The following is a 16,553-nucleotide window of genomic DNA, read 5'->3' on the forward strand; positions in this document are numbered from 1 at the left end:
GACTTGTTAAAGATAACAGAAAGTCGGATACTCAGGAAGTCGATCACCGTTTTACCCATAAAGATGAGCCAGCCAATAAGTAAGCAAGAGAGAATTTATCGCACTGTCGCTTTGATTCCTCGTGGAAAAGTTGCCAGTTACGGACAAATTGCCGACCTAGCAGGACTGCCTGGTAGAGCTAGATTAGTTGGAAAGTCTCTTCGAGAAGCGCCGAGTTCGTTGAATCTTCCTTGGCACAGAGTCCTACGGAGTTCTGGACATCTTGCTTTTGATGTCAACAGTGAGAACGCACAACGACAAAAACTGCGTTTGATGGATGAGAATGTCGTAGTTTTATCGAATAAAGTCGACCTATCCAAGTATGCTTGGCAACCAGAACTTGGAGAATTATTGTCGATGGCGTTTTGAAACTCATCGGTGGCTCGTTTCGCCAGATACAGTATGAGAAGGGGGGGATTTTATTTGGTGAAGAGAGGGTTAGGCGATAAAGTATGGCCGACGCCCCTTGGCGATCAAGATAATCATTAGGGCTGATACTTCAGCCCTAATTAGGGATTAGCTAGTTGGTCCAAGAAAAGTTGAGGCTGAAGCCGTTTTCTATGTCACCACTCAAGTACTGATGATAGTCAAAGCTAAAAACAAAGCCTGATTCAGCATAAAAGCGAAACCTCGGTTTTATATATAAACCAGAACTTAAATCGATATCCTCTGAGAAGCAGTTTGAGCAGTTACTGATGCCGCGACTCGCGTTGATGGCTTCGAGGCCAGCCAGAATGTCGAATGATTTTCCGCCGCTCTCAAAATCCATGCTATAGCCGAGTTCACCGTAAAAACCAAAAGCGTCTGCTGATGAACTGGCAGTTGATGTATTACCAAAATTGTCAACAACGCGTTGTGTGAAACTGTTGTCGTCCGATAAGATCAAACCGCTCATGCCAAATCCATAAGCGAGAGCACCTTTGTGTCCTTCATACCCTAAATTAAGGTAGAAGGAAGAATCTTTGATTCCTTGCTGTTCCGCCACGGCTGAGTCAAAATTCATTTGCCCACCCGAGAAAAACCAACCTGAACGTTCGTAGACACTTTCGTTACTCGATGTCTCGTCATTCGCGTTTACATTTAGTGATAAAATTATCCCCAAGCTTAAAAATATTATTCTCTTCATTATTATTTCCATGGTAATTTATAAAGCATTCAAATAATTGAATTACCCATTTGAAGTAAGCGCCCAAATGGACCGGCATTGTATCGACTTATTTATCGATTATAAACCGTTAACTTGTTTGGTGTAATTAATTCACAACAAGTTTAATTTGGTATGAAATTAGAGACTAAGGAGTTCTCCATCTTTAACCTACAGGCAGTATTTGAACTTATCGAGCATAAAAAGTTTGTTGATGCGGAAGAGATGATTCGCTCGCTGCTAAAGGTGCAACCTAACAACTCTGATGGTTTATGGGCGCTAGGTACCTTAGCGGATAAAACAGGACAATTTGACCAGGCCTTTCAATTGTTAGGTAAAGCGGCTTTTTTAGCGCCAAAACAGTCTGGTCCTTTACTAGCATTCGCTAACTTTCTGTTTGAGCGGGGCGAGTTAGAAAAAGCACAAGCTGTGTTTCAGCGAGCGATTGACAAGTTTCCATCTTCAGTCCATGTGGTTTTTAAATATGCGAGATACTTGTTAGCGACGAATCAAATAAAAAGCGCAGAAGTCGCTTTAAACAGATGCTTGGAGATTAGTCCATATCATAGTGGGGCATTACTGTCGTTAAGTGAGCTATTAAAAGAGCCAGAGGCTGAAACTATCGTCGGTGAGTTGCATGATATTGTAAGAGACGCGATAGAGGTTGTCGCCACTGAACAAAGTTCGAAAGACAGTTTGCCTGTCAGCACTAGTCGAGAAATATGCGAGCTATACTTTGCGAGTGCGAACTGCAACTTCAAACGACGGTCGCATCAATTGGCATTTGAGGATTGGAAAAAAGCGAATCAATACCAGTTGTCTAACTGTGAATTTCGCACTGTAGAAATGCTGCCTTTTTTTAAAAAACTACGAGAATATTTTGACCAAAATCTGCTCGCCAATTCGCCCTTTATCAGTTCCATGAAGAATACAATAAAACAGGAACGACATGCTTCTATATCGCCTCTCTTTATTGTTGGAATGCCTCGAGCTGGTACAACACTCATAGAACAAATACTTACTTGCTATCCTGAAATTGAAACCGCTGGAGAAACCGACTATATCGCTTCGGAAGTTGTTGATTATCTCGTTGAACACACTCAAACGAGCTATCCTGAACTGATGTCGATTTGTGATCCAGAGTTGTTGTCAAAAGCCGGAGAAGGCTACTTAAGTAAGTTAGCATCCGGTCATGCTAATGCCCGTTATGTGATTGATAAAATGCCAGCAAATTTTCAGTCTCTTGGATTAATAAAGCTGATTTTCCCCAACGCAACAATACTCCATGTAACAAGAGAGCCGAGAGCGATAGCTTTTTCAATTTTTAGAAATTACTTTGCTGAAAATGAACCTTATTTTTGTGATTTGGAAGAGTTTGCTTTGTATTACCATCAATATCAAAAACTTATCCAACATTGGTTACAAATGGGTATTTCGATGTTTGAAATTGAATATGAAAATCTAGTTCGAAACCCAAAAGAGAGTCTTGAGCCAGTCATTAGTTCATTGGGATTATCATGGAGTGATACATGTTTAGCGTTTTTTCAGCAGACTACTGCTGTTCATACGATCAGTCGGCAACAAGTTAGAAAACCGATTTATGACTCATCAATTGAAGCATGGCAAGATTTTGAAGAAGAATTAAAGCCTTTTGAAGTAGCACTAGCTAAGTATACCTAAACGCCAAGAAACTTGGGTCGATTACTTAGCTGTATGGAGGCTCGCTTTTTCACAATATCTTGGCTCTACATGGTCAATTGAAACGGATTCGCCTTGAATAAGGCGTAAGCAATCACCGGCGACGATATCTTTGCGTTTGACGAGTAAATTAAGCGCTTGCTCGTCAGTATCTTTAAGTGTCAACAAGAGTCCTTTGTTACCACCCTCTTCAAGTGATGTCATTAGTGCAGAAACCAAGGCTCCACCGATAGCGCCAGCGACAACATCATCACCATCACCGTAATGTGCAGCGTCAATTGCACCTTCCAGCGCTCCCATAGCGGCGGCCTCATCAGCTTTACTGTCGAATGTTATGGGTTTCGTTGCTAGAACCTTGGCATAACTGACTTCGACGAGCTGATTGATATCGTTGGGATTTACCCCATGATGAGAACAGGCAGACATCGCTAACAACGTTATCGCTGTCGGCATTGAGCGGCTCCAAAGTGACATTGTTAATTCCTTTAGACTAATCAAGACAGTATGCTAGCATGCTGAAAGTGAATTCAAACTGAATGTTTGTTTAGTTTGTCGATGCAAAACTATTCTAACCCGTAGCGATCTTCATTGTTGGTAGCAGCTGCGAGAAACGCTTCCACTAGAGTTAATAATTTAGCGCGCGAGTCTTCGCTTTCCGCTTCGGTCAAAAACTGAATGCCATATTGACAGCCAACTTCGGTTTCGTGGCGATGCTTAATTTTACAGGGAATGTCACTCAATTCAATATTGCCTTCTTCGTGGCGAAATGTGAAGCTAATCAGACAGCTGCTGATTTCAGGTAATCTTTCATTCGAATACAGCGCAATTCCATTTCGATTAAAGTTTGTGGAAATCAGTTGATACTTCCTGTTATTGATACTGACTTCACTGTCACTAAAGTCATCAGTACATAAATATCTTGGTATGTTGCGCCGTTCTTCCACTAGTTTTGTCCGTTTATTTACTCAGTTTTAACCCTTTTTTTAGGTATTGACGGATATCAACCCCAAATTTTCCGTTAGGAAGTTCGCTTGATATATTGTATAAATTGCCGCTGGAATCGACCGGATTGTTCAATAAATTCACGACCTTTTGGTGACATTTATTTTTATTTTCATCCAACACAATAACTAACCGAGGGCGCAGTTTTACTTCAGGATTTGTGGCGATAACTATTCCAACTTCACCATTAGTCATTTCAACAATAGAGCCTGGAGGGTAGACTCCGATACACTTAATAAACTCGAGAGCCAGTTCTTCGTCAAACTGTCGCCCGCGATTTTTGTAAATGATATCTAGGGCTTCCATAGAGGAGCGACCGTCGTCATAGCAGCGACTGCTTGTGATAGCGTCATACGCATCTGTGATAGCGATTAGCATGGCATAGTAAGGTATTTGATGCCGTTTTAATCCGCGAGGATATCCAGACTCATCAGGGCGCTCATGGTGGCAATAAGCGACATCAATTGCGATAAGGTCGATATCTGGCATGGTCATCAATAAATCTCGACCCAGTAAAGAGTGAGACTTCATTAGCTCAAACTCGTCGTCAGTGAAGCGACCTTCTTTAAGTAAAATCTCGTCAGGTATTTTGGCTTTACCGACATCATGTAACAAACCGCAAAGACCGACTTTTCGAATTTCTTTTTCTTCAAATCCAAGGTAACGAGCAAAGGCAACGGACAAAATGCAAACATTTATGGCATGTTCCGCAGTATATTCGTCTTTACTTTTCAGCTTGCTTAACCATACCAAAGCATTAGAGTTGCGGATAATACTATCAACGATTTGGTCTACTGCTTTGCGGCATTCATTAATATCAATAGTTCGGCCAATACGGATGCCTTCCATAATGTTTTTTGCGGTAAGCTTGGCATAGGTATAGCTTTGTTTTGCCGAATTGAACTCTTTATCAACGGTGACTTTGTTGATGTAGGTAACTTTGTTCTGCGGCGCAGACTGTGGTTGAGCTGTTGATGCTAAATGGGCTGATTGAGTTGAAGCGGTTTTCTTTTTGAGTGCTTTTTTTGCACGTGCAAATAGTCCGAGCTTTTGCTTTCTGCGCTCGACTTTTCCAAAGATTGGTGGAGATTTGACGATCCTTGACTTACGTTCGATAAAGACGTATCTGCACTGGCTTGCTAAGGCTTCTAAATCCTCAGGTGTTTCAATTAAAAATCCTTGTAATAAAAACTCAGTTTCTTCCCACGGACGGTCGAGACGAGTCACGAACATCCCAATTTCCAGTTCATCAACAAATACTTGTTTTTCATCTAATTCAGTCGACATTAAAATCCAGATATTTATTTTATAAAGCTGCTAAGTGGCAGCGAGACAGCGAATAAACATTTGCAGACAAATTTTGCCAAGAAACTTTACCAAGAGATACTAATCAGAAGTACTGATAAGTATAGATAGTTTTCTTCAGACTGGAATGAAAAAATATTCCATGAGGCGATTCAAATTGTGCAATAGTTGCCAGCAGAAAAGCGGCTTTTACTGAATGAAAATAAGCGGCGAGAGCAAGCCGTTAGTTTGCGCTCGCCTGTGATTCTTAGTTTTTGATACTAGAAAGCGCTTCGTTACCCCAGCCAATCAAGGTATTGTTCTTGAAAATCAAAGGTGTCGTTTCGTCTTTGGTCGTATCACCATCCGACTCTGTGTGATGAGTTCGGTAGTAGAGTACTCGATATTGATCTTGTCCCGCAGTGAAGGCTTCTGAAAAATCAGGCGCGCCGAGTTCGCTGACAATAGCGCTGCGTTCCGTTCCAAGCTCTAAGTTGCTGATTGCCTTGCGGTTATCCTCTTGACGAGACTTCCAACTACTATAGCCTTCCCAGCCGTCATCGGTATCAATAATCACGCAACCGGTTAAGCTGCTGGCAAGAAATGCACTGATGGCAATGTTGGTTAGGTACTTCATGTATAACTCCCGATATTGAAAAATAGGCGTTTTCAATTGACTCGCCTAGCGATTAAGGTGTGTTGTTGAAGTATAACACTAGCTCAGCTAGGGGCCAATAAGCAAAGTATTACAAATTGTGACATGGGCATTGGTAGATAGGCTTAGACAGACCTCAAGTCCTATTTGACCGAACCGTCTTGCATGCGGCGTTTGCGTCTGCGCTAGCGAACTTGAGTGATGAGGCGTAATATCCCTTGTGCTATTGTGTTAATCGGATTTTTCACAGGTGACTGATATGCAACGTTCAAAAACGGTTAATTCTTTTATTGATGCACATCCCGACTGGCGACCGGCGATCGAAAAACTCAGAAATATTATTCTAACGACGGAACTAACAGAAACCTTTAAGTGGGGGGCGCCAACCTATACCATTGATAACAAAAATGTTGTTGGAATTGGCGCATTTAAGTCATACGTCGGACTGTGGTTTTTTAATGGTTCTCTGTTAAAGGATGCCAATAAAAAATTGATTAATGCGCAAGCGGGTAAAACTAAAGCGATGAGGCAATGGCGCTTTAGTGAAGCCAAGGATATTAAGTCCAATCAAATACTCCCTTACCTTAAAGAAGCAATAGCACTTCAAAAAGCAGGGAAAGTTGTACCTAAAACGAGCTCACAAACCAAATTGGAAATTCCAATTGAGCTGCAAACAGCGTTAGACCAGGATGAAGCTCTCGCGGGTCAGTTTGCCGCTTTGACGCCCTATAAACGAAAAGAATATGCCGAGCATATTGGAGCTGCTAAGCGTGAATCGACCCGCCAGAGTCGGTTGCAAAAGTGTATTCCGATGATCTTGAAAGGCATTGGTTTAAACGATAAATACCGCAGTTGTTAATCATAATAAGGAAAAACTAACGATCGAGGAATGAATAATGAAATATGAAATAGAAATCGATGTGAACTTACCGAGAGATAAAGTGATTGCTTTGTTTGATGACACAGAAAATTTGAAAAAATGGATGCCGGGACTTGTAATCTTTGAGCCTATGAGTGGTGAACCGGGTCAAGTTGGTGCTCAATCAAAAATTGTAGTAAGTACCGGCAAGAATAATTGCGAGATGATTGAAACAATCACGGTAAGAAATCTTCCAGATGAATTCACGGGAGTATATACGACCGATGGTATGTGGAATGAAAACAAAAATTTGTTCACAGAAGTCAACGAGAATACCACGCGATGGAAATCTGTTAATGAATTTAAAAGTGATAAGTTATTGATGAAATTAATGATGTTCTTAATGCCTGGTGCATTTAAAAAAGAGTCTTTAAAGTTTATGCAAAGCTTTAAAACGTTTGCCGAAAAATAGCTTCAAAACATTGGTGAAAAAACATACTTTAAGCTGCGAGTTGGCTTAAAAATGGGTATTTAATGTTTGAGAAATTGTTAACAAGTTGAGAGGGTCAAGACACCTCTCCTAGATAACGATTAGGAGAGGCATCAAGTTACTTTTTAGTGAAAGTATTAGTCGACGGTTGGAATAGTTAATGTCGAATCCAATCCTTTGCTAAATTTAAATTTCACGTTGTAAGGCAAAATAGTGGGAATGCCATAGAGTAAATCAAAAGTATCAAAAGCGATCCCCAGTTTATGACCGGCTGGTACATCGTAAGCCGTCGCCACAAGTTCCCACTCGATCGATTGCGTTTTTCCAGGGTTTGCATTGTAGGTGGTTACCGGACCATGAGTAATCAGCGTACCCACACCATTGGGCGCAATATCATAAAGATATCCGACTATTTGCATCTTGCTGAATGAGGGACGCAGGTTTAGTTTGACTTTAGGAATTCCTCTTATTTTCATCGTCTGGCTAAGTTTTGGTGTATCGAAGACAATGCCATTGGTCCGGCTTATAAGCCCCATGGGAGTCTTTACCGGGGTTTTGATATGAGCATCTAAAATGGCTGATAAAACGGGAATCCCGGTTGTCGCGAGGGTATCGAGTCCGCTATAAATCGTGTTGGTTTTTCCCCACCAAGGTCTATAAGGAGAATCCCTTAAGTCTCCATTTGAAAACACTCCTCTCGCACCCAAATAAAATGTTTCATTTGACTGACCGGGTAAAGGGTAGTCAGAGTATTCATCTCGTTTGTTTTTGAGATCAACGAGCATTGTTACCGGTTGTTGTTGCATTATTCCTGTATCAATATTCTTTAACCAGTAATCGAACCAGCGATGGGTGTTATCCCAAGTGTAACTTTCTAAGCCCACGAGTCCGAATCCCTCGCCGCTGGCATGCGTTCCTTGATTTAGGTCGATGCGTTTAGGGCCAGTCAACTGTTGATAAAACTTCAAGAGATTATTGGGTTGGAACAAGTTATCACCAAAGTTATTAGCAAGGTAAACGGGCGCGTTGCGCTCGTTAATTAAATCCACGAAATTGACCACCGAGCGCTCCTCAGCCCAATTGAGTGTCTCTGTAATATTTTGATTAATTAAAAGGTTTTGGTAGTTTTGCGCAATAATGGGATCCATGTTGGCGGTAACAAAACCACTGGCCACTAAAAAGAATCCCCAGAATGATCGGGGAGTTTGGTGTTGATAGAGCGAATCGGTTAATGAGCCCCAGGTGCTCATTGCAACAGCGGTTTTGATTCGTGGCTCTTTTGCTAGCCCCATCAAGCTGATTCCTGAACCATATGAAATCCCACTGATCCCGATATTATTTGAATCAACTGCAGTGTTAGCTTGAAGCCAATCTACGACCGCTGATAAATCTTGCATATCTTTATCGCCAACAACGTTGACTTGGCCGCCCGAACAACCCCAACCTCTGGCGCTGTAACTAAAAACTAAATAACCTTTTTTAGCAAACTGTGCGGCCTGCAAAATATATTCATGTTCGTCTAAAACCCAGCTGTTGACGAAAATAATCGCTGGGTAGCCATCACTAGGGGGTGGTGATGTTGGTGTAAACAAATTTGCGGCAATTGAAACGTTATCTAAAGAGGTGACAGTGATACTGTCGTCAAATTCAAACTTTGGAGAGGAGACAGACGGTAACTCAAAACAAATATTAGCAAGAGCGTAATGGGTACTTCCGAATAGCAGACTCCAGGTTAAAACAAGCTTTATAAATATCTCACGCATGGCATTAGGTCCTATGATTATTGTTAATTAGGATGACTGGTACGACCTTAAACCAGTTGCATGAGCCTAGTACACAATCAGGCTGGCGTAAGCTAAATATCTCAATTCTGTATGCTTGAAAGACGAAAAGTGATGGTTTTAAAATTTGTAACGCGAACAGTATTTTGATTTGGAATGCAGCGTCTTCGGTTGAGAAAAATTTAATTAAGAAAAGCTGCGATAAAGCAGCCTCTCTTAAACGGCAACTATTACTCGAATGGCTTCCAATTGAAGCTGAGTATCTGATAAATGAGTGGTGAGCTTATCAGTTTGATTTTTGATGAAGTCGATCTCCGCCTCTCGGATATTTGGATTTTTCTTTCGAAGTGAAACCAATCGGTTGAGTTCCTGCTTTTGAGAAGCTTGCATATTATCAACGACATTAGCGAGAACCGCTTGTGCTTTTACTTCTGCTTTTTTATCAGCAAGCTTGAGCATTTTCCGGAAAGTTTTTTCTTCACTTTTCAGCAGCTGGCGAGAGGTATTTTTGGGAATCTTGTGACACTGTTTACTCAAGTTCTCATGATTAACTTTGTCAGCCAAATCATTGCCATTGATATCGGTAAGTACGCGAATAGACGTGAACGGCAGGAAGCGTTGAGCTTGCAGATATTTGGGCGCGATAGGTTCGATATGATACAAGACTTCCATCAGTAACGTACCGGCTTTAATCGCTTTATTTTTCAAAATACACACGCTAGCATTACCTTTGTCCTCAGATAGCACCAGTTCAATAGCCCCGTTTACCATCGGGTGCTCCCAGCTTAAAAAGTGCATATCATCACGTGCCAAGGCTGTGCTTCGGTCATAGGTAACCGTCATGCCATCTTCTGCTAAACCTGGAAACGCGCCAATAAACATATGATCACCAGGTCGGATGACATAGCTTTGCGCAGAGTGATCCTCAAATTGAACGCCAAAACGATCCCAACACGACTCCATAAAGTTTCTCGGCGCTAAGCTGTCTCGCTCTGCGACACGTTCAATTAGTTCATCGGCTTTACTTTGATTAAATGAAGCGAGTTCAAGCAGTTTATCTCGACCACTTTCCATAGCCTTGTTGACTTCTTTAGCAATCGTTCGAGTCGACTCAATTAACGCTTTTTGATGTTGCGAGTCATCGTATTCTAATATTGCATCAAACAACTGGGCATGAGTTCGTTTGAATATTTCCGAGCCAGCGGCGTTGGTTTTCTCAAATGCATTCATACCCATGTGATACCAATTAAATATCACCTCTTGAGCTGAATTTTGCATGAAAGGAACATGAATTTCGATATCGTTTTGTTGGCCGATGCGATCCAGTCGACCAATACGTTGTTCGAGCAAATCAGGGTTGGCGGGTAGGTCCATTAACACAAGCTTATGACTAAATTGAAAGTTGCGTCCTTCACTCCCAATCTCGCTACAAATCAGTGCCTGTGCGCCTTCTTCCATATCGGCAAAATGTGCCGCTGCCCGGTCGCGGCTGATGATGTCCATATCTTCATGGAATGTACAGCAGTTGATTCCCAGTTTAAATCGGCAATGCAAATCTAAGGCGATGGCGGTATCTTTATGGGCACAGATTATCAGTACTTTTTCATTTCTGTTTTCTTTTAAGAAATTTTTTAACCAGTCAACACGGGTATCGAATAAAGTCCACGATTCGTCATGCATTTGAGTTTCTGGATGAAGCATCGCGGCGACAGTTTCGTCTAGATGTTCAGCTATTTCATACTGATATTCTTCGCAAGCTTCCACCGGGTGAGGAAAAACTTTTCTTTGAGGAAAGCCGGCAATATTTTTTCGCGTGTTTCGATAGAGCACTCTACCGGTGCCATTACGATCGAGTAACTCTTTGATAATCTGCGAACGATTGGTTTCGTCAATTTCGACATCGTCGATGTAGTTGGCAACCTGAGCTTTTAACGTGTCATCCCACTTGTCGGAATCAGTTATCGTCTCGAGAAGTTCTGCGATGGGTTGATAAGCTTTTTGCTCTTCCACGAAGTCCTGGAGATTATGGAATCGGTCAGGGTCGAGAAGTCGCAGACGAGCAAAGTGACTTTCCTGGCCTAATTGCTCAGGGGTTGCAGACAATAATAAGAGTCCTGGCGTTTGGTTAGCAATGGTTTCGACTCGCAGGTACTCGTTACTGGGGTTACCTGGCTGCCACTCTAGGTGATGTGCTTCATCGATAACTAACAGGTCCCACTCACCTTGTGAAATTTGGTCTAGATCGCATTGCGCCAGAAACTCGCTGCTACAGAGCACTAATTGCTCTGAAAGAAAGGGGTTTTCAATTTCGATCTGTTCTATATCTATCGATTCATCAAGCGCTAAATCGTCAAGATCGGTTAGCGAGTCGACCCGTGCCTGGTCGAAAATGCTGAAATGCAAATTAAAGCGCCTAATCATTTCAACAAACCATTGGTTAACTAACGGCTGTGGTACCACAATTAATACCCGACTTGCCCGATGGTTGATTAATTGCTGATGAATTATCATCCCGGCTTCAATGGTTTTACCCAGGCCCACTTCGTCGGCGAGTAATACTCTTGGCGCGTAACGATTGCCGACTTCAGAAGCGATGTATAGTTGATGGCCGATAAGATCGATTCTTGGTCCTTGCAGGCCATTAACTTCACAACGTTGTTGCTGCTCTTTGGCTTTCATGGCTGAATAACGTAATTCAAACCACCTGAGTGAGTCGACTTGTCCAGAAAATAAACGATCAGAAGCTTTGTTAAGTTGCAGATGGTGACTCAATTGGGTTTCGGGTACTGGCACCATATCATCGCCTTCGCCTGGCATCTGTGCCATGTAAACCAAAATGTCATTAAGTTGCTCGACGCTTTTGACGATCAGTATCTCGCCGTGGGCCGTTTCGATTTGATCGCCGACTTGAAAACTCACACGAGACAAAGGAGCATTATTTTTGGCATAAGTCCGTTCGGATTCAGTCGCTGGGAAAAATATGGTGACAAGACGGTGATCAACCGATTGAACCATGCCTAATCCGAGTTCGGTTTCGTTTTCACTCAGCCAACGTTGGCCTTCTGCAAAATCATTCATAAAGATTCAACTTTTGCATCATGACTATTAACAACCAGTTTGGTTTGACTGGCGCAGTTCAGTCAGATTTTCGCTAAGTATAGGAGAATTTTAAAAAGGCGCGGATTATAGCAGGCGCTCATAGCTAAATCACGGCTATTCGGCTTTTTTTTAACCATGATTTAGCATAATATAAATATTTGCATACTGGTATGACCTCTTTGGTGTGGCGTCTTCCAGTGTTGGCGGATGATTTAATTTTTTTATCGGAAAATCTATGTACTTAACCCCCAAAAAACTTAAGTTTTTGCTCAACGTTTATCCCCCTTACCTCGGTGCAGGCGTCAAAATAGTCGAATTAGCTGATGACTGGCGCTATGTTAAGGTCGCAATGAAGCTTCGGTGGTACAACCGAAATGCGGTGGGAACGCATTTTGGCGGTAGTTTATACTCGATGGTCGACCCACAAATAATGCTGATGTTAATGAACATTCTTGGCAAGAATTATTATGTTTGGGACAAAAGTGCCACTGTCGATTACATCGCTCCAGCAAAAACCACAGTTTATGCCGAAATTAGTATTACTGATTTAATTATCTCAGACATCAAAGAAAAGACCCAAAGGGGTGAGAAATATCTCCCGGAATTTACCATAGAAATCAAAGATGGAGCTGGTAATTTGATAGCAAGGGTGACTAAGGTCTTGTATATTAAAAAGAAACCGGAAAAGAACGAGCGGTAAATTGGTGCAAACGCCCTGGTGCTAGTTAGGCTCAAAATAATCCATTTGCCGCGTGATAAGTCTTTTTTCAGTGCTATGCTTAAATAAGGCGTCGACTTAAAAATGATGCCGGTCGCGAGTTATCTGGCTTAGCTTGCGGCGAGACGTTATTCACTTACTTTCAGCAAAAGGAGATTTTCGTGGCTTTGATAGAAACTGATCGTTTGATTCTCAGAGATTTCACCTTGGATGATGCTGCTTTTGTTTTGAATCTCGTGAATGAGCCCTCCTGGTTAGAAAATATCGGCGACAAAAATGTCCACAATTTGCAAGACGCAGAAGATTATATCCTCAATGGCCCAATGAAGAGCTATCAAGAGAATGGCTATGGCCTTTACATGGCTGAGTTGAAATTGAAATCGGTGCCGGTCGGAATGTGTGGATTGGTCAAACGCGATTTTTTTGTCGAGCCGGATGTTGGATTTGCTTTTCTCCCAGAGTACTGGGGACTGGGGTTTGCATCTGAATCTGCAAAAGCGGTCCTGGAATTCGCGCGGGATGAACTGAGTATCGATAGAGTTCTTGGCATCACCAATATTGATAATCGTGGCTCGATGCGAGTACTTGAAAAAATTGGACTTAAGTACGACAAAATTGTCGATCTCCCAGGGTATCAAGAGCAGAGCCGATTGTTTATCCCCAAGTAAGCTCACTTGTCATTATGCTTATGATAATTTGAGGTAGCTTTGTACGCAAAATCAAAATCAAAATCAAAAAAATAGAAATAAAAATTAAAAGTTAAAAGTTAAAGCATCTCGCCATGATTAACCTTTCCGGCCAATGTTCTTGAGCTATGCTCGCCGTAGTTAAAGTTTACGAATATATTTGTCTGAATGTTACAAAATTCGTTTTAATTCGAGGCTAATTATAAAAACCGCATAGTTTTTAAGGACTTAATAAATTGTAATTGTGAATCAAATAGTTAGCCCATATCCAGTTATGTAGATATTTTAATTGTCTCTTGGTTTCACAAAGCGTAAACTGAAATGACAGAAGTTTGAATATTGACGTAAATTGGAGTGCGAATGATATATCCGCAGCAAGTCTTCAATAAACTAAAAGTGATAGCTAAAGCCTGTTTTACACAACGAATTGGTTTTGGTACCGCTACGTTCATTTCGGCAACGTTGCTTATCGCTGGTTGCGCGACCACTCAAACTACCGAAACGCAATATATTCAAGAGCAAATTCCTGTCGTTTTTTACGACGAGTTCGGTGAAAAGCCGCAACTTATTAGTTACGACGAAATCTTCACACTGACTCGAGCACAACAAAGAGATTTCAATCGATTTCGAAACTCACCAGCGAATAAAGACTCGCTCTCAAATCGAGTGGTAGCCGAATACATCGACAAATTTATTGAAGGATTTAATTATCATAGCAAAACATTTTCTGCTTCCGAATCCGCTACGCTGAAAGAAGGCAATTGTTTGTCGCTGGCCATTTTGACGACTGCAGTGTCGAGGCTTGCACGAGTAGAGGTTGGTTATGAATTGATGCATTCCACGCCAGTGTTTGAAAAGCAAGGCAATACGATACTCAGTTCAGAGCACATTCGAAGCGTACTTCATCAACCTTTGACATCTGAAGAGATGAGTTATGAGTTAATTTTTCAGCCGGTGATTCGCGTTGATTACTTTCCTATTGATTCGGGGCACGTAAAACGCAAAGTGAAAGAAACTGAATTTGTCTCAATGTATTTCCGAAACAAAGCGGCGGAAGCCATCGTAGCCGAGAACTACCAAGCAGCGTTTTGGTTTGCCATTGAGTCTTTAGATTATGCACCTGACAACCCTCATACCATCAACATTTTAGCGCTCGTTTATGAACGAGCAGGTTACAAGGCTGATGCCGAAAAAATATATAGTTATGGGATTAGACATTCTCAAGACAAGCTTGACTTGTTAACCAATTATCGGAATTTTCTAGTGTCCGAAAAAAGGATTGATGAAGCAAAAGCCTTGGAGAATCAAATTGGTGGCCTTGAAGACCAAAATCCATTCGATTGGCTAGAGTTAGCTGAGGAGGCACTTGCTAAAGGTCAACTCAACAATGCAGAAAAATATTACCAAAAAATGATTGATGTCGCGCCTTATCTTCATCATGGTTACTCTGGGCTTAGTCGAGTCGCTTTTGCTCGTGGGCATCATAATAAAGCACGACGTTATTTGAATAATGCGATTGAGCGAACTTTCGAACCCGAAACTCGTAGCTTATACGAAGCTAAGATGTCGGCTTTGATAGGTTATGAGGTTGACTGACGATTGGATACGCTAAAATCAACAAAAATAAATTTACTAAGGAGCTATCATAAGGAGTAGTGGGAAACCTAAAAAAGGGTCGACTTAACGTGAGGTGTAATACCATGTTATTCAAACAAGTTAAAGCAGCGTTGTTCGAAAGCTGCGTCGCTCGTGGCAAAAAAATATTGGTTTTATCTGCGGCTGTTTTGATCACTGCCTGCGCGAGTACGAGTCAGAAAAATCTTGTCGAATCGCAGGACAGCACTCCCCAAAATGCTCCGATCGCTTACTACCCTATCTTTGGGGAAAGACCAGAAATGGTAACTCCCGATGAACTTTTTAAATTAACGCCAGAACAAGAAGAACGGTTCTTAAAGTTTTATCACTCGCCGTATCAAGCTAATCTATATGGCCATCGCCGAGTTGTTAAGTTTATTAAACAATATATTGATGGTTTTAATTTCCACTCAGATACGCTGATTGCGACAGATTCGCTTGAGCAAAAACGCGGCAATTGTTTGACGCTCGGCATCTTAACTACCGCCCTGACGCGGGTTGCCGATATTGAAGTCGGTTACGAATTGATGCAGGCGCCTCCCATTTATCAACGAAAGGGAAGGGTCGTGACGAGTTCGCAGCACGTTAGAAGCATATTGTATCGACCATCCGATCAACAGAAAATATCGACCGTGTTTATGTTTCAACCGGTAGTTAAACTCGACTATTTTCCTACCAGGGGCGCTCGCGTAAAACGAAGAGTCAGTGAATACGAGTTTATCTCAATGTTCTACCGAAATTTAGCGGGCGACGCACTCGCAGACGAAGAGTTAGTCAATGCTTATTGGTATATTGTGGAGTCGTTAAAGTATGATGATGATAATGCACATTCAACCAATATTTTAGCACTTGTTTATGATCGAATGGGCTTTGCTGAGGATGCTGAAAAGCTTTATCGATATGGTATTGAAAAAACCGATGAAAAGTTAGAAATTTTAAGTAACTATCATAAGTTTTTGTTAAGACACAAACGCTATGCTGAAGCTAAAGAAATCAAGTATGAGATCACTAAAATCGATCAGCCTAATCCATTTGATTGGTTAGAACTCGCGGATCGAGAGTTTAACTTTGGCGATCGTTCTCAAGCCAAGCTCTACTACCGAAAGGTTATTGAATTAGCGCCTTATCTTCACGACGGCTATTTTGGTGTGAGCAAGATTGAGTTTCTCGAAGGCAATTACTCAAGAGCGGAAAAACATCTACAAAAAGCGCTTGAGCGAGCCTTTGAAGATGACACCAAAAACCTGTATCGAGCCAAGCTGTTTGCTTTGGGAAGCTACGTTGATGGCGGCAATTGATAACCTGTTCTCGGGTAGCTAATGTCGATAAAATAAGAACATAAACGATATGCTTTGAAGTAATCGATGAAGCCTGCCGTTCGCGCTGTCCAGCAAAAAGTCGAGCGCGTGGACTAAACTCCCACATAAAAATATGACAAATGTCACCTGGCATTGGTGACAGAA

15 protein-coding genes are annotated in these 16,553 nt (G+C 41.7%); 8 read left to right on the forward strand and 7 right to left on the reverse strand.

Features of this window, described 5'->3' with window-relative positions:
• Positions 1-63: 63 nt before the first annotated feature.
• Positions 64-408 (forward strand): MGMT family protein, encoded by a 345-nt coding sequence (locus FLL45_RS07150; RefSeq protein WP_142941350.1) that lies wholly within the window; start codon positions 64-66, stop codon positions 406-408.
• A gap of 151 nt (positions 409-559) precedes the next feature.
• On the opposite strand, the gene FLL45_RS07155 is transcribed toward FLL45_RS07150, so the two are convergent.
• Positions 560-1,165: a porin family protein gene (locus FLL45_RS07155; protein WP_142941351.1), complete on the reverse strand. Its 606-nt coding sequence runs from the start codon at positions 1,163-1,165 to the stop codon at positions 560-562.
• A 153-nt stretch (positions 1,166-1,318) separates the two neighbouring features.
• On the opposite strand from FLL45_RS07155, the gene FLL45_RS07160 reads away from it, so the two are divergent.
• Positions 1,319-2,863, forward strand: coding sequence for a tetratricopeptide repeat-containing sulfotransferase family protein (locus FLL45_RS07160; protein WP_142941352.1), 1,545 nt, complete (start codon positions 1,319-1,321; stop codon positions 2,861-2,863).
• A 21-nt stretch (positions 2,864-2,884) separates the two neighbouring features.
• Here the strand turns inward: FLL45_RS07160 and FLL45_RS07165 are convergent, their stop codons facing one another.
• The 4 genes from FLL45_RS07165 to FLL45_RS07180 all read right to left on the reverse strand — a co-directional run bounded on the left by FLL45_RS07165 (position 2,885) and on the right by FLL45_RS07180 (position 5,804).
• Positions 2,885-3,355 carry a hypothetical protein gene (locus FLL45_RS07165; protein WP_142941353.1) on the reverse strand — a complete coding sequence of 157 codons (471 nt, stop codon included), beginning with the start codon at positions 3,353-3,355 and terminating at the stop codon, positions 2,885-2,887.
• 89 nt (positions 3,356-3,444) lie between these two features.
• Positions 3,445-3,825, reverse strand: a complete 381-nt coding sequence (locus FLL45_RS07170; protein ID WP_142941354.1) for a PilZ domain-containing protein — start codon at positions 3,823-3,825, stop codon at positions 3,445-3,447.
• Between the two features lie 13 nt (positions 3,826-3,838).
• Positions 3,839-5,170, reverse strand: a complete 1,332-nt coding sequence (locus tag FLL45_RS07175; RefSeq protein WP_142941355.1) for a cyclic di-GMP phosphodiesterase — start codon at positions 5,168-5,170, stop codon at positions 3,839-3,841.
• Between the two features lie 265 nt (positions 5,171-5,435).
• A complete protein-coding gene (locus FLL45_RS07180; protein WP_142941356.1) occupies positions 5,436-5,804 on the reverse strand; it encodes a DUF3192 domain-containing protein in 369 nt (122 codons plus the stop codon).
• Between the two features lie 277 nt (positions 5,805-6,081).
• Here FLL45_RS07180 and FLL45_RS07185 point away from each other — a divergent pair, with 277 nt between their 5' ends.
• Together FLL45_RS07185 and FLL45_RS07190 are read left to right on the forward strand one after the other, a co-directional pair.
• Entirely contained in the window at positions 6,082-6,681 is a 600-nt protein-coding gene (locus FLL45_RS07185) for a YdeI/OmpD-associated family protein (protein WP_142941357.1), read from the forward strand.
• Between the two features lie 37 nt (positions 6,682-6,718).
• A complete protein-coding gene (locus FLL45_RS07190; RefSeq protein WP_142941358.1) occupies positions 6,719-7,153 on the forward strand; it encodes an SRPBCC family protein in 435 nt (144 codons plus the stop codon).
• Positions 7,154-7,308: 155 nt separating this feature from the next.
• On the opposite strand, the gene FLL45_RS07195 is transcribed toward FLL45_RS07190, so the two are convergent.
• Positions 7,309-8,934, reverse strand: coding sequence for an alpha/beta fold hydrolase (locus FLL45_RS07195; RefSeq protein ID WP_142941359.1), 1,626 nt, complete (start codon positions 8,932-8,934; stop codon positions 7,309-7,311).
• Between the two features lie 234 nt (positions 8,935-9,168).
• Entirely contained in the window at positions 9,169-12,030 is a 2,862-nt protein-coding gene (gene rapA, locus FLL45_RS07200) for an RNA polymerase-associated protein RapA (RefSeq protein WP_142941360.1), read from the reverse strand.
• A 256-nt stretch (positions 12,031-12,286) separates the two neighbouring features.
• Between rapA and FLL45_RS07205 the strand changes: the two genes are divergently transcribed.
• The 4 genes from FLL45_RS07205 (at position 12,287) to FLL45_RS07220 (ending at position 16,388) form a co-directional block, all read left to right on the forward strand.
• Positions 12,287-12,751, forward strand: a complete 465-nt coding sequence (locus FLL45_RS07205) for a DUF4442 domain-containing protein (RefSeq protein WP_142941361.1) — start codon at positions 12,287-12,289, stop codon at positions 12,749-12,751.
• Positions 12,752-12,930: 179 nt separating this feature from the next.
• The gene (locus FLL45_RS07210) at positions 12,931-13,437 is read left to right on the forward strand and encodes a GNAT family N-acetyltransferase (RefSeq protein ID WP_142941362.1); all 507 of its coding nucleotides are present in this window, start codon (positions 12,931-12,933) and stop codon (positions 13,435-13,437) included.
• Between the two features lie 378 nt (positions 13,438-13,815).
• Positions 13,816-15,051, forward strand: a complete 1,236-nt coding sequence (locus tag FLL45_RS07215; protein WP_142941363.1) for a tetratricopeptide repeat protein — start codon at positions 13,816-13,818, stop codon at positions 15,049-15,051.
• 104 nt (positions 15,052-15,155) lie between these two features.
• A complete protein-coding gene (locus tag FLL45_RS07220; protein ID WP_142941364.1) occupies positions 15,156-16,388 on the forward strand; it encodes a tetratricopeptide repeat protein in 1,233 nt (410 codons plus the stop codon).
• Positions 16,389-16,553: the final 165 nt, after the last annotated feature.

This window comes from Aliikangiella marina, from assembly GCF_007004765.1.
Taxonomy (GTDB): domain Bacteria; phylum Pseudomonadota; class Gammaproteobacteria; order Enterobacterales; family Kangiellaceae; genus Aliikangiella; species Aliikangiella marina.

Excerpts from the sequence above, each read along its gene's own strand:
- FLL45_RS07150 (WP_142941350.1), top strand. The coding sequence starts at position 64 with ATGAGCCAGCCAATAAGTAAGCAAGAGAGAATTTATCGCACTGTCGCT.
- FLL45_RS07155 (WP_142941351.1), bottom strand. The coding sequence starts at position 1,165 with ATGAAGAGAATAATATTTTTAAGCTTGGGGATAATTTTATCACTAAAT.
- FLL45_RS07160 (WP_142941352.1), top strand. The coding sequence starts at position 1,319 with ATGAAATTAGAGACTAAGGAGTTCTCCATCTTTAACCTACAGGCAGTA.
- FLL45_RS07165 (WP_142941353.1), bottom strand. The coding sequence starts at position 3,355 with ATGTCACTTTGGAGCCGCTCAATGCCGACAGCGATAACGTTGTTAGCG.
- FLL45_RS07175 (WP_142941355.1), bottom strand. The coding sequence starts at position 5,170 with ATGTCGACTGAATTAGATGAAAAACAAGTATTTGTTGATGAACTGGAA.
- FLL45_RS07180 (WP_142941356.1), bottom strand. The coding sequence starts at position 5,804 with ATGAAGTACCTAACCAACATTGCCATCAGTGCATTTCTTGCCAGCAGC.
- FLL45_RS07185 (WP_142941357.1), top strand. The coding sequence starts at position 6,082 with ATGCAACGTTCAAAAACGGTTAATTCTTTTATTGATGCACATCCCGAC.
- FLL45_RS07190 (WP_142941358.1), top strand. The coding sequence starts at position 6,719 with ATGAAATATGAAATAGAAATCGATGTGAACTTACCGAGAGATAAAGTG.
- FLL45_RS07195 (WP_142941359.1), bottom strand. The coding sequence starts at position 8,934 with ATGCGTGAGATATTTATAAAGCTTGTTTTAACCTGGAGTCTGCTATTC.
- rapA (WP_142941360.1), bottom strand. The coding sequence starts at position 12,030 with ATGAATGATTTTGCAGAAGGCCAACGTTGGCTGAGTGAAAACGAAACC.
- FLL45_RS07205 (WP_142941361.1), top strand. The coding sequence starts at position 12,287 with ATGTACTTAACCCCCAAAAAACTTAAGTTTTTGCTCAACGTTTATCCC.
- FLL45_RS07215 (WP_142941363.1), top strand. The coding sequence starts at position 13,816 with ATGATATATCCGCAGCAAGTCTTCAATAAACTAAAAGTGATAGCTAAA.
- FLL45_RS07220 (WP_142941364.1), top strand. The coding sequence starts at position 15,156 with ATGTTATTCAAACAAGTTAAAGCAGCGTTGTTCGAAAGCTGCGTCGCT.